The following is a 19,815-nucleotide window of genomic DNA, read 5'->3' on the forward strand; positions in this document are numbered from 1 at the left end:
TAACGTTCTGTTGGATCGAATGCTCGTGGATCGGCACGGTGGGGACAGATCCAAGCGACCCCGCGAGACCGTCATGACCACCGCGACCCTCATCGTATCCCCCCTCGCCCCCCTGCGCCGCATCCTGCCCGGCCTCCTCCTGTGCCTCGCGGTGACCGGCGCCGCCCTCGCGCTCGAATCGGCCGAGGAGCACCTGTTCGGCCGCGCCTGGCTCGAGGCCCTGGTGCTCGCCATCGTGCTCGGCACGGCCCTGCGCACCGCGTGGAACCCGGGTGCGCGCTTCTTCCCCGGCATCGCCTTCGGCGCCAAGACGGTCCTCGAAGTCGCCGTCGTCCTGCTCGGCGCTTCGCTCAGCCTCGCAACCCTGCTGGCGGCCGGACCCGGCCTGCTCGTCGGCATCGCCGTGGTGGTGATGGCGGCGATCGCGGCGAGCTACGGCATCGGCCGCGCCCTGGGTCTGCACCCCCGGCTCGCGATCCTCGTCGCCTGCGGCAACTCGATCTGCGGCAACTCGGCGATCGCCGCGACCGCCCCGGTGATCGGTGCGGACGGCGAGGACGTCGCCTCCTCCATCGCCTTCACGGCGGTGCTCGGGGTGCTGGTCGTGCTCGGCCTGCCCTTGCTCGTGCCGCTCCTCGGCCTGTCGCCGATGCAGTACGGCGTGCTCGCCGGCCTCACCGTCTACGCCGTGCCGCAGGTGCTCGCCGCGACGGCGCCGGTGGCGGCGCTGAGCGTGCAGGTCGGCACCCTGGTCAAGCTGGTCCGCGTGCTGATGCTCGGCCCGGTGGTGCTGGCGCTCTCCCTCGGCGCGAGCCGGCTGCGCGAGGAGACGGACGAGCCGGCCCCGCACGTCACCGCGGGGGAGCGTCCGAAGCCCGGCCGCGTCGCGATCCACCGCCTCGTACCGTGGTTCATCCTGGCGTTCCTGGCGATGGCCGGCCTGCGCTCGGGCGGTCTGATCCCGCAGGCCGCCCTGCCGCCGATCGCCGCGACCGCCAACGTGCTCACCATCGTGTCGATGGCCGCGCTCGGGCTCGGGGTCGACGTGCGCAGCGTCGCCGGCGCGGGGCTGCGGGTCACGCTGGCGGTGGTCGCCTCCCTGATCGCCCTCACCGCGGTCAGCCTCTGCCTGATCCATATCCTCGGCATCGTCTGACCGAGCGTCCTCGGAGCGACCGTTCCCCAGCACGCCGGAGGGAAAACGATCTCTCCAATCGATCGGAACGAGCAGGACTTTCCATTGGAAACCCTGTCTCGTGGAAGATACTTTCCATCAGCCAAGGGAGAGCGCGAGACGCTCGGCCCGGACCCGGAGGAACACCCTTGAGCCATCCTGCCATTCCCCGCCGCGCGATGCTTGCCGGTCTCGGCCTCGGCGGCCTCGCGGCCGCGGTGCCGGCCTGGGCTGCGGGCACGGTCAAGCTCCCGCTGCCCGGCGGTCCCGACCTGCGCGACCTGACCACTGCCTTCCCCGGCAAGGGGCCGATGATCCTGCAGCGGACGCGCCCGCCGCTCCTGGAGACGCCGTTCGAGGTGTTCGAACAGGGCGTGTTCACCCCCAACGACCGCTTCTACGTGCGTTGGCACTGGGCCTCGATCCCCACTGAGGTCGACGCGAACGCCTACCGGCTGAAGGTGCACGGGCATGTCGACCGAGAGCTGTCGCTGTCGCTCGACGAGCTCGCCCGGCTGCCGCGCTTCGAGATCGCCGCCGTCAACCAGTGCTCGGGCAATTCCCGCGGCCTGTTCGAGCCGCGGGTGCCGGGCGCGCAGTGGGCCAACGGCTCGATGGGCAACGCGCGCTGGACGGGCGTGCGCCTGAAGGACGTGCTCGACCGCGCCGGGGTAAAGGGTGGAGCGGTGCAGGTCCGCTTCAGCGGCCTCGACGAACCGGTCGTGGACGACGCGCCCGACTTCAAGAAGTCGCTTGACCTCGACCATGCCCGCAACGGCGAGGTCATGCTGGCTTACGCGATGAACGGCGAGCAGCTGCCGCTGCTCAACGGCTTTCCGCTGCGCCTGGTGGTGCCGGGCTGGTACTCGACCTACTGGGTCAAGATGCTGTCCGACATCGAGGTGCTGGACAAGCCCGACGACCAGTACTGGATGAAGACCGCCTACCGCATCCCGGACGTGCCGGGGGCAAACATCAAGCCCGGTCAGACCGGGTTCAAGACGGTGCCGATCAACCGCATGGTCCCGCGCGCCTTCGTCACCAACCTGCGCGACGGCGCACGGGCGGCGGCCGGTTCGCCGGTGGCGGTTCGCGGCATCGCCTTCGGGGGCGATTGCGGGGTCAGGACGGTGGAGATCTCCGCCGACGGTGGCGCGACGTGGTCTCCGGCGAAGCTCGGAGCCGACGAGGGCACCTACAGCTTCCGGCGGTTCGAGGGCGACCTGCCGGCCTTCGCGGCCGGCACCCACGCGATCAAGGTCCGCTGCACCAACACGAACGGGCTGGCCCAGCCGATGGAGCGGGTCTGGAACGGGGCCGGGTTCATGCAGAACGGCGTCGAGACCGTGTCGCTTCACGTCGCCTGAGGGAGAGAGCCATGGTCACATCCCGCACCGCCGCATCCCGCACCGCGTTCCTGCTCGCCGCGCTCGCGCTGGCCTCCACCCCGACATTCGCCGCCGAGGCGACCGAGCCGATGCGCTTCACCTCGCAGCAGGTCGAGCTGCCCACCTCCGACCGCTTCTTCCCGGAGGGCCCCGGGGCGGAGGCCGCCAACAACAATTGCCTTGCCTGCCATTCGGCCGGAATGGTGCTGACCCAGCCCAAGTTGTCGAAGGCGCAGTGGACCGAGACCGTCAACAAGATGGTCCACGTCTACAAGGCACCGATCGACGAGGCCGACGTGAAGGCCATCGTCGACTACCTCGCGGCAATGAAGCCGCAGCCCTGACGGTGACGTGCCCGGCCCGCCGTCGCGACGGCGAAGCCGGGGAAGCACGCCGGGACCGATCCGGTCCCGGCACGTTGTCCCGCGATCCACCAGCCTGGAGACCCGCATGTCGAGCTTGGCCGAGCGCAGGGCGCGCCTGATCGTCCATGGGGAGGCGCCGTACAATGCCGAGCCGCCCCTCGCGCGGCTGCGCGCCTCCTATCGCACGGCAGCCGACGACTTCTACGTGCGCTCGCACGGCGACCTGCCGGAGATCGATGCGGACGGCTACCGCCTCCGCCTCGACGGCGCGATCCCGACAGCGCTGGAGCTGTCGCTGGAGAGCTTGCGGTCGCGCCATGCCGAGGCCACCGTCACGGCGACGATGCAGTGCGCGGGCAACCGCCGTGCGGACATGCGGGCGGTGGCGCCGGTCTCCGGCGACCCATGGGACGGCGGCGCGATCGGCACGGCCGACTGGACCGGTGTCCGCTTGGGCGACGTGCTGCGCGAGGCCGGGATCGCCGAGGGTGCGGACCTGCACGTCGCCTTCGAGAGCCACGACCTCGTCGAGGGCCGGCCCTACGGAGCCTCGATTCCGTTGGCCAAGGCGCTCGCGCCCGAGACCCTGCTGGCCTTCGCAATGAACGGCGCGCCGCTGCTGCCGGAGCATGGCTTCCCGCTGCGCGTCGTCGTGCCGGGCTTCGCCGGGGTGCGCAGCCCGAAATGGCTGAAGCGCATCACGGTGCAGGACCACCCATCGGACAACCCGATCCAGGCCGAGGACTACAAGCTGTTCCCGCCCGACGTAACGGCGGAGACGGCCGACCCCGCCCGGGGTCACACCATCAACACGATGCCGCTGAACGCGGCGATCTGCGAGCCGGCACGCGGGGCACGGCTGGCAGCCGGGGCAAACACCGTCCGCGGCTACGCGGTGTCGGGCGACCGCACCGTCGTACGCGTCGACGTCTCCGGCAATGGCGGGCGGACCTGGGCGCAGGCGGCGCTCGAGCACGATGCGCGGGCGCGCTTCGCCTGGACGTTCTGGACGATCGACCTCGATCTCCCCCCGGGCGAGCATGAGCTGGCGGTGCGCGCCTGGGACGAGGCCGGGCAGACCCAGCCTGCGCTGCCGGACGACACCTGGAACTACAAGGGCTACCTCAGCGCCGCGTGGCACCGCGTGCGCGTGACTGTGGCGTGAGGGCCGGGAGGTCCTCAGACCTGCCAAAGCGTCACGGCCGCGAGGCTCGCGACGGCGGAGAGCAGGAGCGCGATGCCGAGGGTCAGGGCGCGGGGCATCATCCGCATCGGTGCCGACGCGAGGGATCGCCTCACGGCGTGATCGCGCCAGGCCGCCGCACAAAAACATCCGAATGCGCAAGCGACGAGCGCCAGGGCCATGATCCGCAGCGGCCAGCCGGGCAGCACCTCCGACAGGAAGCGTTGCGCGGCCAAACCGACGCTCAGGAACGCGAGCCCGGTGCGCAGCCACGCGGCGTAGGTGCGTTCCGCGGCGAGCACCGTCCGGTCTTCTGCCAGCCGCACGCGCGGATCGTCGGGGTCGACGTTGCTCACGGCTCGGCCCCCCGGATCAGGTCGAGCAGCGCGTCCGCGGCCCGGCTGCGGTATCGCTCCTTGTGGCGTAGGACCCGGAAGGTGCGTGCCGGCAGACCGAGCGGCACGGCGACGAGTGTCCCGGTCCGCAGGGAGGGGGCGACCACCGCCTCCGACAGGACGCTCGCGCCGGCCCCCGCCGCGACGGCGGCGAGCACCGCCTCGTTCGAGGGCAGTTCCAGCGCCACGGTGAGCGCGTCGGGTGCGAGGCCGGCGGCCGCGACGGCGGATTCGAGGGCCGAGCGCGTCCCGGATCCGGGTTCGCGCAGCACCCAGGCGATTGCGGCGAGGTCCGAGGGGCCCGGCTGCGAGCAGCCGGCCAGTTCGTGCCCGGGGCGGACCACGAGGACGAGCCGATCCTCCGCGACCGGAAGGCTCGCGAGGCCGTCATCCTCGACGGCGCCCTCCACGAAGCCGAGCTCCGCCATTCCCGAGCGGACCGCTTCGGCTGCCTGCGCGGTATTGCCGATGCCGAGCCGCAGGATGATGTCCGGATAGGCCGCCCGGAACGCGACGAGGTGGCGAGGCAGCCAATGACCGGCGATGGTCTGGCTCGCGCGGATGGCGAGGGTGCCGCGGCGCAGGCCGCTCAGGTCGGCGAGCACCTGCTCGGCCGCCTCGGCGCGGGCGAGCACCGCGCGTGCCTCCGCGAGGAACAGGCGGCCGGCCTCGGTCAGCTCGATGCCCCGCCCGACCCGGTGGAACAGCTTGACGGCGTGCCGGCCCTCCAGGGCGGCGATGGCCGCGCTGACCGCCGACTGGACGAGGTTGAGCGCCTCGGCGGCCCGGGTGACGTGCTGGCGCTCGGCCACCGCCACGAAGATGCGCAGCTGGTCGAGGGTCACGGCTTGCCGGGCTCGCCGAGAGCCTTGGCGAACAGGTCGCCGATCACCCGGTAGCCCGCATCCGACGGGTGGAGGTCGCGGGCCGGCGTGCAGTACAGCGTCAGGTCACAGAGCCGTGCGCGAGCCTCGCCGGTGCGGTTGAAGGCTGGGAAGACGTCCACGAGACCGGCGCCCGCCTCCGTGACCGCTGCAGCGATCGTGCGGTTCAGGGCCTCGACGAAGCGGTCGGTGTCGGGATCGGTGACGGCGAGCCAGTTGTAGTAGGTGCCGACCAGAATACGCGCCTTGGGCGCCGCCGCGCGCAGGGCGGACAGGATGCGCCGCAGGTTGGTCGCTGTGCGCTCCAGGGCGGGCGGTAAGCCAGCTGCGACGCAGTCCTTGAACCCGTGCCCCTCCGGGCAGCCCACCTGCACGGCCCTGAGGTCGTTGATGCCGATATCGAGGGTGATCAAACCGACCGCGCCCGGATGGGCGGCGAGGTAGGCCGTCGCCGCCGAGAGCTGCGCGCCGGCATAGGGCACGTGCAGCGGCAGCGGCAGCGGCGTGGTGTCGAACGGCTTGCCGGTCGTCGCGAAACCGCACGGCCCGTCGACGAACGAGGTCGAAGATTCGCCGGGGCATCCGAGGTCGACCAGCGTCAGGTCATGGGCCCGCTCGCGCAGATACGAGGCCAGCACCATGGCGTAGCCGGTGTCGAAGCTCCCAGGCCGGACGGTGCCTGCCGCGATCTGCTCCTTGAGCTTGCCGACCTGTAGGCCGTAGGCGAGGGAGTCGCCCAACGCTAGGTAGGTTTTGCCAGCTGGCTCCGCCCGCGCCGCAGAGCCGAGGAACAGCGCGCAGGCGGCGGCTCCCAGAATCCGCAAGAGCCCGCTCTGCACCAGCCCGCTCTGTGTCCGTCGTTCACGCGCCACACCGTGCCTTAACGTCATGACCGTCTCACCCTTCGCTCTTATGCTCGACGTAGGATGCAGGACCTTCCGGGCCCGGCGTTACTGCAGCCCGCTTCCCCGTCCGCTCGCTTGAGCGTCGACCGCCTCGGCGACCCGCAGCAGCCGCGCTTCGTCCGTGCGCGCGGTCACCACGTAGGCCATCCCGGCATCGATCCACGAGAAGGCGGCGACGTCGCCCTCGCGGGCGTAGCGGAAGACGCCGCGTCCCCCGGCCGCGCCGGCGCGGCTGTAGAGCGTCAGGCGGGTGCCGCGGTCGTCGTCGTACATCAGCATCGCCGCCGGCTCGTCGCCGGCCGGCAGCAGGCGCCCGCCCATCAGGCGGAACCCTTGGGACTGCAAATCCGGCGCCCTGACCGGCCGGCCGACGCGCCGCGAGAGCCACTGCTCCAGATGCGGCGTCCCGTCGGCGCGGACCTCGACCGGGTGGACGGCCTCGACCACGTAGGTGCGGAAGGCCGAAACCGCCGCCTGCGTCATCGGCTCGACCGGCGCCGCCGCGGGCGGTACCGCCCCGCGCCCGACCCAACCCACCGCCCCGCCGAAGGCGAGGCAGACCATCGCCGCCGCGGCGCTCGGCAGCCAGCGGCTGCTTCGGGCGGGACGCGGGCGCGCCAGATGGGCGACCCGCAGCCGGGCCGGGATCGGCTCGTCGGCGATCGGGGCGAGGCGGGCGCGCAGGCGGGCGCGGGCCTGCCCGTCGGCGGCGACCCGGGCCGCCGCGTCCATGTGCTCGGCGAGCCAGGCCTCGACGGTGGCGCGGCGGCCGGGATCGAGCTGGCCGTCCACGAAGGCGTGAAGATCGTCCTCGCCGACGGGCCGGGGGTTGGACGCGGTCATTTCACCCTCCGCAGGTGTCCGGTGACGACGGTCGGTGCGAGGTCCAGGAAGGCGCGCATCCGGCCCCGCGCCCGGCTCAGGCGCGACATCACCGTGCCGATCGGCACGGCGAGCACCGCGGCGGCCTCGGCATAGGACATGTCCTCGACCGCGACGAGGAGCAGGACCGAGCGTTGATCCTCGGGCAGGCCGGCGAGCCCGTCGAGCACGTCCCGGACGCCGAGGGCGGCCCCGGGATCGGCGGAGGCGTCCGCGACGTCGTCGACCAGGTCCGGGCCGACCTCGACGCCGCGGCGGCCGCGCACGCCTTCGAGGTAGCGGTTGCGCAGGATCGCGAACAGCCAGGCGCGCAGGTCGCCGTCCCGGCGGCGCTGCGGCCAGGCCCGGATCGCGCGTTCGAGGGCGTCCTGGACGAGGTCGTCGGCCGCCTCGCGCTCGCGCAGGAGCGCGACGGCGTAGCGCCGCAACGCCGGGATCTGCGGCTCGATCAGGGCGGCGAGGTCGTCCAAGGCGTTCTCCACAATGGCGCTCTTCGGGGCGGGCGGTGGCGGATGGATGCCGCGGCCTGCAACGAAAGATGCCGGATGAGGCCGCGGTATTCCCCCGGCCGGTCGGAAAATCGCATCACGCAGCCGTGATCGGCGCGCCTCACGTGGTTGGGGAATATCCGGTGCTCCCCGGCATCTCTCCCGGCGTGACCTTCGAGAAACGGGAGAGACGATGCGCGGCGCACCGACGGCGATCCTGATCGCCACCCTGATGGCCGGCGGCCTGGCGGGCGGCGGCATGATGATGATGCGGACCGGGCACGCCGAGAGCGCGCCGGACGGCTTCGACGCGCTGATGGCCCAGTCGATGACCCGGATGCACGCCGACATGGCGGTACCGCCCTCCGGCGATCCGGACCGGGACTTCACCGCCATGATGATCCCGCACCACCAGGGCGCGATCGACATGGCGAAGGCCGAGCTCGCCTACGGTCGCGACCCCGTCCTGCGCCGGCTCGCGCAGGGAATCATCGTCGAGCAGGCCCAGGAGATCGAGGTCATGCGGCGCGCGCTCGCCGAGCGCCCGCCCGCCGTTCCCGCCACGCCGAAAGCTCCGGCCCCGCACCATCACTGAGCCGGCCGGCCCACACACCCAGCGAGACGACATCCGATGCGACACCTCATTCCGGCGACCCTTGTGCTCGCCCTTCTCGGCGGAACCGCGCTCGCGGGCCAGGCGCCTGGCCCCGCCTCGGCACCCGACGTGCCGGTCGGGCCCCGCGACCGCTTCTATACCTCGGACCAGTTCTCCAATACGGTCTCGGTGATCGACCCCGCCGCCAATACTCTCCTCGGCGTCATCCGCCTCGGCGACACCACGCCCGCGAACCTGAGCCCGCTCTATCGCGGCCAGCTCCTCGTCCACGGCATGGGTTTCTCGCCCGACCGCAAGACCCTGCTGGCGGTCTCGATCGGCTCGAACTCGGTCAGCTTCATCGACACCGCCACCAATACCGTGCGGCACACGACCTATGTCGGCCGCTCGCCGCACGAGGCGTTCTTCACGCCGGACGGGCGCGAGGTCTGGGTCAGCGTGCGCGGCGAGGATTACGTGGCGATCCTCGACGCCGAGACGGGCAAGGAGACGGGCCGGATTACAGTGCCGAACGGGCCCGGCATGACGATCTTCTCGCCCGACGGCCGGTACGGCTACGTCTGCTCCAGCTTCAGCCCCGAGACTGTCGCTATCGAGGTCGGGACCCGGCAGATCGTCGGGCGGATCAAGCAGGAGAGCCCGTTCTGCCCCGACATCGCGGCGACGCCCGACGGCCGCCAGGTCTGGTTCACCCTGAAGGATGTCGGCCGGGTCCAGGTCTTCGAGGCCGCGCCGCCGTTCAAGGCGCTCAAGACCATCGAGACGGGGCCGATCACTAACCACGTTAACATCGCCCGCACCAGGGCCGGCCAGTTCGCCTACGTGACGGTCGGCGGGCTCAACCAGGTCAAGGTGTTCCGCACCGACGACTTCTCGCAGGTCGCGACGATCCCGACCGGCGCGCTCCCGCACGGCCTCTGGCCCTCGGGCGACGGATCGCGGGTCTATGTCGGCCTGGAGAATGCCGATGCGGTCGCGGTGATCGACACCGGCACCAACGCCGTCACCGCAACGATCCCGATCGGCCAGGGCCCGCAAGGCGTGGCCTACCTGCCCGCGGCGGTCCCGGAGAGCGCGGGCGCCCCGAACCTGCAGCCCCTCGGCGCGGCCGGCCAGTCGAGCCGGCTGACCCTCGACGGGCCGGACGGCAAGCCGGCGACGCAGGTGACGCTGTTCGACCAGGGCGTGCTGCAGACGCTGCAGGCCGCGGTCACCGGGCTGACGCCGAAGAGCCCCTACCTGCTCGCTCTCTCCGCAGACCCGAAGGGCGCCGGGCCGCTGGAGCCGCTCGCCGCCTTCATGACGAACCCTGCGGGCGCCGCCATCGTCAACGCGGTCGGACCGATCCGCCAGGTGACGCAGAACCCGAACGCCGCGGCGCGGCGCATCCTCGTGATCGTCGAGGGCAAGCCCGGCGAGACCGGCGCGACGGTCCAGGTCCAGGCCGTGCAGTAACGGTGCCGAGGGGGCGGTCGTCGGATCGCCCCCTTCCGTTTGTGCGCCCAGCATGGGCGCGTTCTTGAGGGTGGAAGTCCCTCCGTGAGCTGGTCACGGCGAGCGAAGTGAAGCGCAACTGCGGAAGGGCGACCGACCGTGGAGAGGAAGCGTGGAGCGCACCTGTGGGCCGATGAACAAGAACCGGATAGAAGGCGACGCTGAGCAGGGCGAGCGGGCAAACAGCCGCGAAGCTCTCGTGATCAAGGCGAGGCGGCGTAGATCCGGCGGTCGTGCAGGGACGGAACGCGGTCTTACCTGGGGAGATCTCGCCTCATGCCTGAAAGGGTGACGGCGTCGAGCCGGAGCGAGAAGTCAGCCGAGGTCGTAGTAGGGGGCGATCTGCTCCCGAAGGACCGAACGAGGAGGAGTGGCCGCGGCCGTGACGATGCAGTCGGCAAGGCGTCAGATGCCCGCGCGAGCGGGGCGGTCGGAGCCGGTGCGGGGTGAAGCCTCGCGCCTGCCCGGCAGCGACGAAGCTGGCGGCCCGCGTCATGCACCGGGTGCCATGGGGCCGGGGCTGCTGGACGCGGCCCTGGCGCGCGAGAACGTTCAGCGTGCCTGGAGGCGTGTGAAGGCCAACAAGGGCGCGGCGGGGGTCGACGGTCTGGACATCGCCCAGACGGCGGCTCTCCTGCGCACGGCGTGGCCCGAGATCCGCGACCAGGTGCTGTCGGGGACGTACCGGCCCCAGCCGGTGCGTTGTGTGGCGATCCCCAAGCCGGGGGGCGGCGAGCGCGAGCTCGGCATCCCGACGGTGACGGATCGGCTGATCCAGCAGGCGCTGCTGCAGGTGCTGCAGCCGCTTCTGGACCCCCACTTCAGCGAGCACTCCTACGGCTACCGTCCGGGCCGCGGCGCACAGGATGCGGTCCTGGCCGCGCAAGCCTGCGTGCAGGCGGGCCGGCGGGTGGTGGTGGACGTGGACCTGGCGCAGTTCTTCGACCGGGTGAACCACGACATCCTGATCGACCGGTTGCAGAAGCGGATCGGGGATGCCGGGGTAATCCGGCTGATCCGGGCGTACCTGACGAGCGGGATCATGAAGGGGGGCGTGGTGCGGGAACGCGGCTCGGGGACGCCGCAGGGTGGACCTCTGTCGCCGCTCCTGGCCAACGTGCTGCTGGACGAGGTGGACCGGGAGTTGGAGCAACGCGGCCATCACTTCGTGCGCTATACGGACGACGTGACCGTCTACGTGCGCAGCCGCAAGGCGGGGGCGCGGGTGATGGATGTGCTGCGGGGTCTGTTGGGCCGGCTGAAGCTGTCGCTGAACGAGGCCAAGAGCGCGGTGCGCAGTGCGTTCGGCTGCGTGGTCCTGGGCTTCACCTTCTGGGTGGCCCCGGGCGGCGTCGTCAAGCGGCGGGTCGCATCGGCGTCGCTGGGCCGGTTCAAGCGGCGGGTGCGGGACCTGACGCGTCGCTCGGGCGGGCGCAGCCTGCCGGCGGTGGTGGGTCGGCTGCGGACCTACCTGCTGGGCTGGAAGGGCTACTACCGGTTGGCGCAGACACCCAAGGTCTGGCGCGAACTGGATGGGTGGGTGCGTCATCGGGTGCGAGCGATCCAGCTCAAGCAGTGGAAGCGCGGCCCGACCATCTACCGGGCCTTGCTGGCGCTGGGCGCCAAACCCGAGGTCGCTCTGCCGGTGGCGGCCAACAGCCGCCGCTGGTGGCGCAACAGCGGCATGGCGCTCAACGGCGTGCTGACCCTGGCCTGGATGGACAAGCTCGGCCTGCCCCGTCTCGCCTGACCTCAACTCCTCGAACCGCCCGGTGCGGACCCGCATGCCGGGTGGTGTGGGAGGGGAGCGATCCGTAAGGAACGCCCCCTATCCCGATCGGGGGGCCATCCTCACGCCCGGTAGGCGACCAGCACGGCGCCGGCGGCGATGAGCGCGATGCCGAGCCAGTTCGGGGCGGCCAGCCGCTCGCCCAGGAACAGCCCAAAATATACCCCCTAATACGCTCGGGCACCTGCTAAGCAATCACGGCCCTCTGAAGTCCGCTGTCGGACGGCGAGCGACCATTCGAACAGCCAATGGCGAAGGTCTGGAAATGGCGCACAACCGAACGAACCAAGGTGTGACTTCGATATCATGCGGGCGGTTAGGTCGACGCCTTCGAAGAGCTGAGCCGGATCTAGGCTCCTGCTCCGCCGCGACATCGTCACGACCCTGCGTGTGGCGGCCGGATACCGGCTGGGGCAGGGAGGGGACCGATGACGACGAGAGTGTCCGGCAGACAGTGACCCTTTGCAGACATTAAAGTCTGCGGGCTGAAATGGCCGCTTGGTAGGAAGAAGCGGATCTTGTTACTGCGGTTACGTTGTCAGCAGCTTGCAGCACATAGGCGCTTGCTCGAGGGAGTGCTGGCCATGTCAGACGTATGTCGACAGGTGAAGCCTACGGCGCCAGGATGGGCGCCAACCACGGCCACGGTCTGGGCATGAAAGGCGGTGGTCCACGAGGCGACCCCAAGAGGGCAGCGGCATACGCATAAGACCGTGTGTTAGGGCAGAAGCCCGTTGTCAGATGTAGCACTGAGACATGCGCCTGGACGGCGCAAACCAGCGGGGGCGGGTCGCCTTCGAATTTTGCGCAACTTGTCAGGTATTGGACATCTTCGCACCAAAAAGTCCGCTACTGGACAAGCCGACCTCCGCGCCTCGACCGCACCCCGTGAACAAGCACGCTCCCCTCTCCCTCGACGGCAACCTGCTGCTCGAAGCCCTCGATCCCGGTGACCGGGCGCTGCTCGAACCGTACGCCGAACGTCGCGACGTCCGGCGCAGTGACGTACTGTTCCGTGCCGGCGACGACGTCAGCCATGTCACCTTCCCCGCGCACCGCTGCGTCGTCACGCTGATCGTGCCGCTCCTGGACGGGAAGTCGGTCGAGACGGCGACGATAGGCCGGGAGGGTGCTATGGGCGGGGTCGTCAGCCACGGTTACCTGCCGGCCTTCGGCCAGGCGGTGGTGCAGGTCGGCGGGCCGGTCATCAGGATCGATGCCGCCCGCCTGTCCGAGGCCAAGCAGGCCTCGAAGGGCGTCCGCGACCTGTTCGTGCGCTACGCCGACTGCCTGCTCGCGCAGGTGCTGCAGTCGGTCGCCTGCAACGCCGCCCACACCATCGAGCGGCGCTGCCTGCGCTGGCTCCTGACACTGCAGGACCGGATCGGCACGCCCGAACTGCCGGTCACCCACGAGCTCCTCGCCGACATGCTCGGGGTGCGCCGCGCCTACCTGACCGAGGTGCTCGGACGCATGCAGCGAGACGGCCTGATCGGCATCGGTCACGGGCGCATCACGCTGCCGGACCGGGCGCGCGCCGAGGCAGGTTCGTGCGAGTGCCACGCCGCCGTGCGGAGGCACTTCGAGGAGGTGATGGGTGCGATCTACGCCCCCGGCGGTCGCATCGTCGCCGTCGACGTGGCCGAGCCCGAGCGGCTCAGGGCCCCGTCCGCGCTCGTGAAGGACGGCAGCCTGTGAACAAGGTCATGCAGCCCGACTTGGTCGCGGAGGATGCGCGGCTGACCGCGCTCGCCGCGTTCGACATCCTCGACACGCCTCCCGAGCGCGGCTTCGACGACATCGTCAACCTCGCGCGCCGCCTCTGCGCCGCACCCGTCGCCCTGGTCAGCCTGGTCGACCGCGACCGTCAGTGGTTCAAGGCGCGCGCCGGCCTCCCGCCCTGCGAGACCGACCTCGCCCGTTCGGTGTGCAAGTTCGTGCTCGCGGAGCCGGGCGTCCTGCAGATCGCGGACCTGACGTGCGACCCCCGTACCCGGGAAAACCCGCTGGTGACCGGCGAGCCGCACCTGCGCTTCTACGCCGGCGCGCCGCTGCGCACGGCCGAGGGCCAGGTGCTCGGCAGCCTGTGCGTGATCGACCACGTCCCGCGCCCGGGTGGCCTCGACCCCGAGCAGATCGAGGATCTGGAGGCGCTCGCCCGGCAGGTCATGGACCAGCTCGTGTTGCGCCGGTCGCTCGCTGACCGCGACCGCGCAGGGCGCCAGGGCGAGGCGGTCTCGGCGACCCTGGCCGAGGTCGCGGCGGCCGGTGGCGACCTCGATGCGAGCTTCCGGGCCGTGCTCGCCGGCGCGATGCGCGCCGTCCCCGCCGCCGAGGCCGGCACGGTCGAGTGTCAAACGGCATCGGAACGGGACCCCTGATCGGCGTCCAATCGGGACCCCTTGTTGCGCGTAGCGCGACGCCCCTGGTCAGCCCGGCGAAGCGGGTCGGGGTGGCGCAGCCGGGCTGACCAGGGGTCCAGGATGAGCTGCGCGCAGGCCGCCCTTCACGCCCGGTTCTTGAAGCGCCAGCTCTCGTTGCCGGTCTCGACGATCTCGCAGTGGTGGGTCAGCCGATCGAGCAGCGCCGTCGTCATCTTGGCGTCGCCAGCAAACACGCTCGGCCACTCCCCGAACGCCAGGTTGGTCGTCACCACGATCGAGGTGGTCTCGTAGAGCCGGCTGATCAGGTGGAACAGCAGCTGACCGCCCGACTGCGCGAACGGCAGGTAGCCGAGCTCGTCCAGCACCACCAGATCGAGCCGGGCGAGGTGGTCGGCGATGCGGCCCTGCCGGCCGGCTCGCGCCTCGGCCTCGAGCCGGTTGACGAGGTCGACCACGTTGTAGAACCGGGCCCGCGCCCCGTCCCGGATGCACGACCGGGCGACCGCGATGGCCAGGTGCGTCTTGCCCGTGCCGGTGCCGCCCACCAGCACGACGTTGCGCTGGTGGGCCAGGAACTCGCCACCGCAGAGGTCGCGCACCAGACCCTCGTTGATCGGCGTCCCGGCAAAGGCGAACTCGGCGAGGTCCTTGGCTAGAGGCAGCTTGGCAATCGTCATCTGGTAGCGGATCGAGCGCGCCTGCTTCTCGCTGATCTCGGCCTGCAACAGGTCACCGACGATCTGCTGTGGTTCGTGGCTGCGTTTGAGGGCGACCTTGATGATCTCGTCGTAGGCCGCCTTCATCCCGAACAGCTTCAGCTCGCCCATGGTGGCGAGGATCTGCTGACGTTCCATCATGGGGCTCTCCTCAGGCTGTCGTAGCGGGCACAGTCGGCGACTGGCTCGTGGCGCAGCCGCAGGCTCTCGGGCGTCAGCAGCGGGACGGGCGCGGGCGGCTCCCGCTGGCGGGCCAGGATGTTGAGCACCACGTCGGCCGAGTGCACACCCTCGCGCAGTGCCTCGGCGCAGGCCGCTTCGACCGCGGACAAGCCGTCGCCGAGCACGGCGGTGAGGATCTCCACCATCTGGCGGTCGCCGTCGGCGCTGCCGGCGAGCTTGCGGCGGATCCGTTCGAGGGCGGCGGGCAGGACCCAGTCCTTGAACGGTGCGCCGTTGCGCAGCGCGCCGGGCTTGCGGGCGAGCACGGGGACGTAGTGCCAGGGGTCGAACACCGTCTGGCCGCGGCCGAAGGCCCGCGGGTGCTCGGCGACGACGCGTCCGTCCTGGCGGATCTCGATGCGCTCGGCATAGGCGCGCACCTCGACCGGGCGACCGATGGCCGAGGCCATGACCGAGTACTTGTTGTTGTCGAAGCGCACCAGGCAGGTCGAGGACACGGCCGCCGGCACGGTGTGGAAGCCGTCGAAGCGTCCGGCATAAGGGACCAAGGCTCCCCGTTCGGCTTCGAAGGCCTGCCAGATCGTCAGGTCGCGCTGCTCGGGATGCGGGTGGGCCTTGGCGTAGGCGACGACCCCGTCGAGCAGCAGGGCGTTGAGCTCGTCGTAGCTTCTCACCCGGACGCGCGGGGTGAACAGGCGCTCGCGTACCAGCCCGACCTGGTTCTCGACCTGCCCCTTCTCCCAGCCGGACGCAGGCGTGCAGGCCACGGGCTCAACGAGGTAGTGCGAGCACATCTGCAGGAAGCGGCGGTTGTAGGCGCGCTCGCGCCCGACGAAGATCGTCTCGACCGCGGTCTTCATGTTGTCGTAGATGCCCCGCTGGCAGGTGCCGCGGAAGAAGGCGAACGCTCGGTCGTGGGCGTCGAAGACCATCTCCTGGCTCTCGCGCGGATAGGCCCGCACGAACAGCATGCGCGAGTGGCAGAGCCGGACGTGGGCGACCTTGACCGTCGTGGTGACGCCGGCGATCAGCACGATCTCGTGGCTCCAGTCGAACTGGTAGGCCTCACCCGGGGCGAAGGCGAGTGGCACGAAGGCGGGAGCCGTCACGCTGGCCTGCTGGCGCTTCCACGTCTTGGCGTAGCGGCGGACGGCATCATAGCCGCCCTCGTAGCCGAGCCCCCGCAGCGCCTCGAAGATCCGGGTCAGCGTCAGCCGCTCCCGTGCCGGCTTCCCCGTATTGGCCGCCAGCATCCGGTCGAGCTCGTCGCGCCAGGGCCCGAGCTTGGGTGCAGGCTGGACGCTGCGGGTGTAGCGGAAGGCAGTTGCCTCCGAGCGGATCAACTTCCTGACGACCTTGCGGGAGAGCTTCAGCTCCCGGCAGATCTGCTTGATCGGCTTATGCTGCACGAAGTACGCGCGGCGGATCTTCGCGACCGTCTCCACGACCAACATCCTCCGCGAGCCTCCCGTTCCGAATGCGGGAGGCAGTCTGGATGAAGTATCCTGGGGGTCCCGTTTGGACGCCGATCACCCCCGGAAACGGGGTCCTTATTCCACGCCTAATCACAGTCGAGATCCGCGAGGGGGCTTCCCTGGTCTACCGCGCCGTAACGGACGGCCTTGCACCGCATCTCGGCCTGCGCCTCCCGATCCAGGGGAGCCTCGCGGGTGCCTGCTACGTAGAAAATGCTCCGATTGGCGTTCGCGACGTGCTGCAGGATCCGAGGGTCAAGCGGGATCTCGTGGAAAGCTTGCGCCTGCGCTCGTGCCTGCTGGTGCCGGTGCGCCGCGGAGGCGCCGTCGTCGGCGTGCTCAAGCTGCAATCGAGCCGCCCGGACGCCTTCGCCGAGGATGACCTGCAGGTGCTCGGCGTCCTCGCCGGCTCCGCCGCCTCCGGGCTCGCCGAGGCGGGCGAGCTCGCCGCGACGAGGGCGGCCGCTCGGACGGAGTACCGGCGCCGCGCCGTGTTCGACAGCGCTCACGACTACGCCATCGTCCTGCTCGACCTCGCCGGCATCGTGACGGACTGGAACGCCGGGGCGACCAAGATCCTCGGTTGGCGCCCGGAGGAGATGTGCGGAAAGCCAGCCGACGCGTTCTTCACGCCCGAGGACCGGCGCGACGGCATCCCGGCCATGGAGATGCGGTCCGCGCTGGAGGAGGGTCGGGGCATCGACGAGCGCTGGCACCTGCGCAAGGACGGCAGCCGCTTCTGGGCCAACGGCGAGATGATGGTGCTGCGTGACGAGGCCGGCGCCGCCATCGGCTTCGTGAAGATCCTGCGCGACCGGACGGAGCAGAAGCAAAGCGCCGCCCGCCTGCAGGAGAGCCAGGACCGCTACCGGCTTGCGGCCCGGGCGACCAACGACGCAATCTGGGACTGGAACCTTCCCGCCGACCACGTGCTCTGGAACGAGGCCCTCACCGAGGCCTACGGCCATGCCCCAGAGATCGTGGAGCCGACCGGCGACTGGTGGATCGCGCAGATCCACCCCGACGACCGGGCACGGGTCGACGCCTCGATCCACGCGGTCATCGACGGCGCAGGCACGGCGTGGTCGGACGAGTACCGCTTCCGACGTGCGGACGGCTCCTACGCGCACGTGCTCGACCGGGGCTACGTCCTGCGCGACGAGGCAGGCCGGGCCGTCCGGATGATCGGTGCCATGCTCGACCTGACCGGCCGCAAGCAGGCCGAGGACGCCCTGCGCGAGAGCGAGCGGCGGTTCGGGCTTGAGCGCGGCCTGCTGGAGGCGATCTTCCGGCAGGCGCCGGTCGGCATCTCCATCGCCGGGGCCGAGGCCGGCATGCCATCGTCGCTCAACGCCAAGGCCGAGGAGATCCTCGGCCACGGGCTCGGGACGGAGGGCGACGCCCGCTACGTCTCCTACGGTGCCATGCACCCGGACGGTCGCCGCTACGAACCCGCGGAATACCCGACCCTGCGCGCCCTGCGGAAGGGCGAGACGGTCCGGGGCGAGGAGATGCGCTATCGCAACCCCGTGACGGGGGAGATGCGCCTCCTGGAGGTATCGAGCGGTCCCGTGCGCGACGCCGAGGGCGCGATCCAGGCCGCGGTGACCGTGCTGGTCGATGTCGGAGACCAGCGCCGGGCGGATGCGGAGACGCGCCGCCTCGCCGCCCTGGTCGAGCAGAGCCAGGACTTCATCGGCCTGGCGGCCCCCGACGGGAGCGTCGACTTCGTCAACGAGGCCGGCCGGCGCCTCATCGGCCTTGCCGACCCCGCCGCGGCCCGGGCCATGCCGATCGTGGACTACTTCGTGCCGGAGGAGCGCGCGCGTGTCCTCGACGAGGTGCTTCCAGCGGTCGAGCGGAACGGCTTCTGGGAGGGCGAGCTGAACTTCCGGCACGTGGTCACCGGGGCGGCGGTGCCGGTCCTCTACAACCTCTTTCCCGTTCGCGGCGCCGACGGGCGCAGGCTCGGCTACGGCACCGTCACGCGCGATCTCACGGAACAGAAGCTGGCGCGCCAGGCGCTTCAAGCCAGCGAGGCGACGCTGAGGGCCGTTCTTGACACGGTGCCGGTCGGCATCCTGTTCGCGGAGGCGCCCTCCGGCCGCATCGTCGGCGGCAACCGGCGGTTGGAAGAGATCCTCCGCCATCCCGTCCTGCCCTCACCCAACGCCGACAGCTACGGCGAGTGGGTCGCCTTCCACGAGGACGGGCGCCGGGTCGAGCCGCACGAGTATCCGCTCAGCCGGATCGTTCGCGAGGGTGCGGAGCACGCCGCGCTCGAATGCCACTACCAGCGTGGCGACGGCACCCGGGTCTGGATCGAGATCGTGGGCGTGCCGATGCGGGACGTCAAGGGCGAGCTGACCGGGGGTGTCGTCGCGGTCGCGGATGTGGACGACCGGCGGAAGGCGGAGGCCCAACAGGAACTCCTCAACCACGAACTCTCCCACCGGATGAAGAACCTGCTGGCGATGGTGCAGGCCATCGCCGCCTCGACGCTGCGCGGTGCCACCGACATGGATGCGGCACGCGAGGTTCTGGGCAGCCGGCTGGTCGCGCTCGGTAAGGCGCATGACATGCTCCTCGGCGGCGCCGCGGAGAGCGCCCCCCTGTCGGCCGTGGTCCGGGAGGGCGTCGGCGTCCAGGAAGAGGCCGGCCGGCGCGTCACGTTCACGGGGCCGGACGTCGAGATTGGCGGCAAGGCCGCATTGTCCCTGGCGCTGACCCTGCACGAGCTGACGACGAATGCGGTCAAGTACGGCTCGCTGTCGGTGCCGGACGGCGAGGTCGCGGTCAACGCCTCCCTGGTCGGGAACGAGGACGCGCCGCGGCTGCGTATCGCCTGGACCGAGCGCGGCGGCCCGCCGGTGGTGCCGCCCTCCCGAAAAGGGTTCGGATCGCGCCTGATCGAGCGTGGCCTGACGGCGCAGGTCAACGCCAGCCTCGCCCTCGATTACCGGCCCGAGGGGGTGAGTTGTGTCGTCGAGGCCTCGTTGGCCGATTTCCAGGCGGTCGCATGAAGGTCGTGCGCAACGAAGGCGCGGGCGGCCCGTTGCCGCTTGCCATGACGGATGACGCGAACCCGATGACGGCCCTAGTGGTCGAGGACGAGATGCTCTGCCGCCTGGAGATCCGCGATCTCCTGGAGGCCGACGGCTACGCCGTGGTCGAGGCCGGAAGCGCCGCCCAGGCGCTCGACAGGCTCGACGGATCGGTCGTGCTGGTGGTCACCGACGTCCGCATGCCGGGACCGATGGACGGGCTGGCCCTCGCGCGCGAGGTGATGCGCCGCCGCCCGGACATGGCCGTCGTGGTCGTCTCGGCGCTGGTGGCCCCGCGGCCCGGGGATCTGCCCGAAGGCGTTCCCTTCGTCGCCCGCCCCTACTTGGAGAGTCGTCTGCACCAGGCCATCGGCCAAGCGTTGGCGGCCAGGGACGCGCACGAATGACGTCGGCGGTCCCCTCATCCGCGGTGCGGCGCAACGGCATGGC

General features: G+C 70.9%; 17 protein-coding genes and 2 pseudogenes. 11 read left to right on the forward strand and 8 right to left on the reverse strand.

Annotated elements, in window-relative coordinates:
- The first annotated feature begins 73 nt into the window (after positions 1 to 73).
- The 4 genes from ABZT49_RS18930 (at position 74) to ABZT49_RS18945 (ending at position 4,092) form a co-directional block, all read left to right on the forward strand.
- Positions 74 to 1,156 carry a YeiH family protein gene (locus ABZT49_RS18930; RefSeq protein ID WP_305078793.1) on the forward strand — a complete coding sequence of 361 codons (1,083 nt, stop codon included), beginning with the start codon at positions 74 to 76 and terminating at the stop codon, positions 1,154 to 1,156.
- A gap of 197 nt (positions 1,157 to 1,353) precedes the next feature.
- On the forward strand, positions 1,354 to 2,541 hold the full coding sequence (locus ABZT49_RS18935; RefSeq protein WP_305078811.1) for a molybdopterin-dependent oxidoreductase: 1,188 nt from the start codon (positions 1,354 to 1,356) through the stop codon (positions 2,539 to 2,541).
- Between the two features lie 11 nt (positions 2,542 to 2,552).
- The gene (locus tag ABZT49_RS18940) at positions 2,553 to 2,906 is read left to right on the forward strand and encodes a cytochrome c (protein ID WP_305078792.1); all 354 of its coding nucleotides are present in this window, start codon (positions 2,553 to 2,555) and stop codon (positions 2,904 to 2,906) included.
- A gap of 106 nt (positions 2,907 to 3,012) precedes the next feature.
- Positions 3,013 to 4,092 carry a molybdopterin-dependent oxidoreductase gene (locus tag ABZT49_RS18945; RefSeq protein ID WP_305078791.1) on the forward strand — a complete coding sequence of 360 codons (1,080 nt, stop codon included), beginning with the start codon at positions 3,013 to 3,015 and terminating at the stop codon, positions 4,090 to 4,092.
- Between the two features lie 14 nt (positions 4,093 to 4,106).
- On the opposite strand, the gene ABZT49_RS18950 is transcribed toward ABZT49_RS18945, so the two are convergent.
- From ABZT49_RS18950 to ABZT49_RS18970, 5 genes are all read right to left on the reverse strand, one after another.
- Positions 4,107 to 4,466 (reverse strand): YidH family protein, encoded by a 360-nt coding sequence (locus tag ABZT49_RS18950; RefSeq protein ID WP_279360064.1) that lies wholly within the window; start codon positions 4,464 to 4,466, stop codon positions 4,107 to 4,109.
- Positions 4,463 to 5,350 (reverse strand): LysR family transcriptional regulator, encoded by an 888-nt coding sequence (locus tag ABZT49_RS18955; RefSeq protein ID WP_232388833.1) that lies wholly within the window; start codon positions 5,348 to 5,350, stop codon positions 4,463 to 4,465. The genes ABZT49_RS18950 and ABZT49_RS18955 overlap by 4 nt, the downstream gene beginning before the upstream one ends.
- Positions 5,347 to 6,228 carry an SGNH/GDSL hydrolase family protein gene (locus ABZT49_RS18960; protein ID WP_355287984.1) on the reverse strand — a complete coding sequence of 294 codons (882 nt, stop codon included), beginning with the start codon at positions 6,226 to 6,228 and terminating at the stop codon, positions 5,347 to 5,349. The genes ABZT49_RS18955 and ABZT49_RS18960 overlap by 4 nt, the downstream gene beginning before the upstream one ends.
- 111 nt (positions 6,229 to 6,339) lie before the next feature.
- Positions 6,340 to 7,137: an anti-sigma factor gene (locus ABZT49_RS18965; protein WP_305078789.1), complete on the reverse strand. Its 798-nt coding sequence runs from the start codon at positions 7,135 to 7,137 to the stop codon at positions 6,340 to 6,342.
- On the reverse strand, positions 7,134 to 7,646 hold the full coding sequence (locus ABZT49_RS18970) for a sigma-70 family RNA polymerase sigma factor (protein ID WP_305078788.1): 513 nt from the start codon (positions 7,644 to 7,646) through the stop codon (positions 7,134 to 7,136). Before ABZT49_RS18970 ends, ABZT49_RS18965 begins: the two co-directional genes overlap by 4 nt.
- Positions 7,647 to 7,857: 211 nt before the next feature.
- On the opposite strand from ABZT49_RS18970, the gene ABZT49_RS18975 reads away from it, so the two are divergent.
- From ABZT49_RS18975 to ltrA, 3 genes are all read left to right on the forward strand, one after another.
- Positions 7,858 to 8,259, forward strand: a complete 402-nt coding sequence (locus ABZT49_RS18975; protein WP_305078787.1) for a DUF305 domain-containing protein — start codon at positions 7,858 to 7,860, stop codon at positions 8,257 to 8,259.
- 36 nt (positions 8,260 to 8,295) lie between these two features.
- Positions 8,296 to 9,735 carry a YncE family protein gene (locus ABZT49_RS18980; protein WP_305078786.1) on the forward strand — a complete coding sequence of 480 codons (1,440 nt, stop codon included), beginning with the start codon at positions 8,296 to 8,298 and terminating at the stop codon, positions 9,733 to 9,735.
- A 427-nt stretch (positions 9,736 to 10,162) separates the two neighbouring features.
- Positions 10,163 to 11,524, forward strand: coding sequence for a group II intron reverse transcriptase/maturase (ltrA, locus tag ABZT49_RS18985; protein ID WP_305078810.1), 1,362 nt, complete (start codon positions 10,163 to 10,165; stop codon positions 11,522 to 11,524).
- A 101-nt stretch (positions 11,525 to 11,625) separates the two neighbouring features.
- Here ltrA and ABZT49_RS18990 read toward each other — a convergent pair.
- Positions 11,626 to 11,727, reverse strand: a pseudogene (locus ABZT49_RS18990) (transporter); the annotation flags it as partial.
- 724 nt (positions 11,728 to 12,451) lie between these two features.
- Here ABZT49_RS18990 and ABZT49_RS18995 point away from each other — a divergent pair.
- Entirely contained in the window at positions 12,452 to 13,261 is an 810-nt protein-coding gene (locus ABZT49_RS18995) for a Crp/Fnr family transcriptional regulator (RefSeq protein WP_305078785.1), read from the forward strand.
- Positions 13,258 to 13,944 (forward strand): GAF domain-containing protein, encoded by a 687-nt coding sequence (locus tag ABZT49_RS19000; protein WP_407943530.1) that lies wholly within the window; start codon positions 13,258 to 13,260, stop codon positions 13,942 to 13,944. The genes ABZT49_RS18995 and ABZT49_RS19000 overlap by 4 nt, the downstream gene beginning before the upstream one ends.
- A 125-nt stretch (positions 13,945 to 14,069) precedes the next feature.
- On the opposite strand, the gene istB is transcribed toward ABZT49_RS19000, so the two are convergent.
- Together istB and istA are read right to left on the reverse strand one after the other, a co-directional pair.
- On the reverse strand, positions 14,070 to 14,804 hold the full coding sequence (gene istB, locus ABZT49_RS19005) for an IS21-like element helper ATPase IstB (RefSeq protein ID WP_378740010.1): 735 nt from the start codon (positions 14,802 to 14,804) through the stop codon (positions 14,070 to 14,072).
- Positions 14,805 to 14,806: 2 nt separating this feature from the next.
- A pseudogene (gene istA / locus ABZT49_RS19010) lies at positions 14,807 to 16,300 on the reverse strand (IS21 family transposase); the annotation flags it as partial.
- A gap of 41 nt (positions 16,301 to 16,341) precedes the next feature.
- Between istA and ABZT49_RS19015 the strand changes: the two are divergent.
- Both ABZT49_RS19015 and ABZT49_RS19020 read left to right on the forward strand, forming a co-directional pair.
- Positions 16,342 to 19,344 (forward strand): PAS domain S-box protein, encoded by a 3,003-nt coding sequence (locus tag ABZT49_RS19015; protein WP_355287989.1) that lies wholly within the window; start codon positions 16,342 to 16,344, stop codon positions 19,342 to 19,344.
- Positions 19,341 to 19,772, forward strand: coding sequence for a response regulator (locus tag ABZT49_RS19020; RefSeq protein WP_060846161.1), 432 nt, complete (start codon positions 19,341 to 19,343; stop codon positions 19,770 to 19,772). Before ABZT49_RS19015 ends, ABZT49_RS19020 begins: the two co-directional genes overlap by 4 nt.
- Positions 19,773 to 19,815 lie beyond the last annotated feature (43 nt).

This window comes from Methylobacterium sp. EM32 (genome assembly GCF_040593685.1).
Lineage (GTDB): Bacteria > Pseudomonadota > Alphaproteobacteria > Rhizobiales > Beijerinckiaceae > Methylobacterium.

Excerpts from the sequence above, each read along its gene's own strand:
- ABZT49_RS18930 (WP_305078793.1), top strand. The coding sequence starts at position 74 with ATGACCACCGCGACCCTCATCGTATCCCCCCTCGCCCCCCTGCGCCGC.
- ABZT49_RS18935 (WP_305078811.1), top strand. The coding sequence starts at position 1,354 with ATGCTTGCCGGTCTCGGCCTCGGCGGCCTCGCGGCCGCGGTGCCGGCC.
- ABZT49_RS18940 (WP_305078792.1), top strand. The coding sequence starts at position 2,553 with ATGGTCACATCCCGCACCGCCGCATCCCGCACCGCGTTCCTGCTCGCC.
- ABZT49_RS18945 (WP_305078791.1), top strand. The coding sequence starts at position 3,013 with ATGTCGAGCTTGGCCGAGCGCAGGGCGCGCCTGATCGTCCATGGGGAG.
- ABZT49_RS18965 (WP_305078789.1), bottom strand. The coding sequence starts at position 7,137 with ATGACCGCGTCCAACCCCCGGCCCGTCGGCGAGGACGATCTTCACGCC.
- ABZT49_RS18975 (WP_305078787.1), top strand. The coding sequence starts at position 7,858 with ATGCGCGGCGCACCGACGGCGATCCTGATCGCCACCCTGATGGCCGGC.
- ABZT49_RS18980 (WP_305078786.1), top strand. The coding sequence starts at position 8,296 with ATGCGACACCTCATTCCGGCGACCCTTGTGCTCGCCCTTCTCGGCGGA.
- ltrA (WP_305078810.1), top strand. The coding sequence starts at position 10,163 with ATGCAGTCGGCAAGGCGTCAGATGCCCGCGCGAGCGGGGCGGTCGGAG.
- istB (WP_378740010.1), bottom strand. The coding sequence starts at position 14,804 with ATGATGGAACGTCAGCAGATCCTCGCCACCATGGGCGAGCTGAAGCTG.
- ABZT49_RS19015 (WP_355287989.1), top strand. The coding sequence starts at position 16,342 with ATGAAGTATCCTGGGGGTCCCGTTTGGACGCCGATCACCCCCGGAAAC.
- ABZT49_RS19020 (WP_060846161.1), top strand. The coding sequence starts at position 19,341 with ATGAAGGTCGTGCGCAACGAAGGCGCGGGCGGCCCGTTGCCGCTTGCC.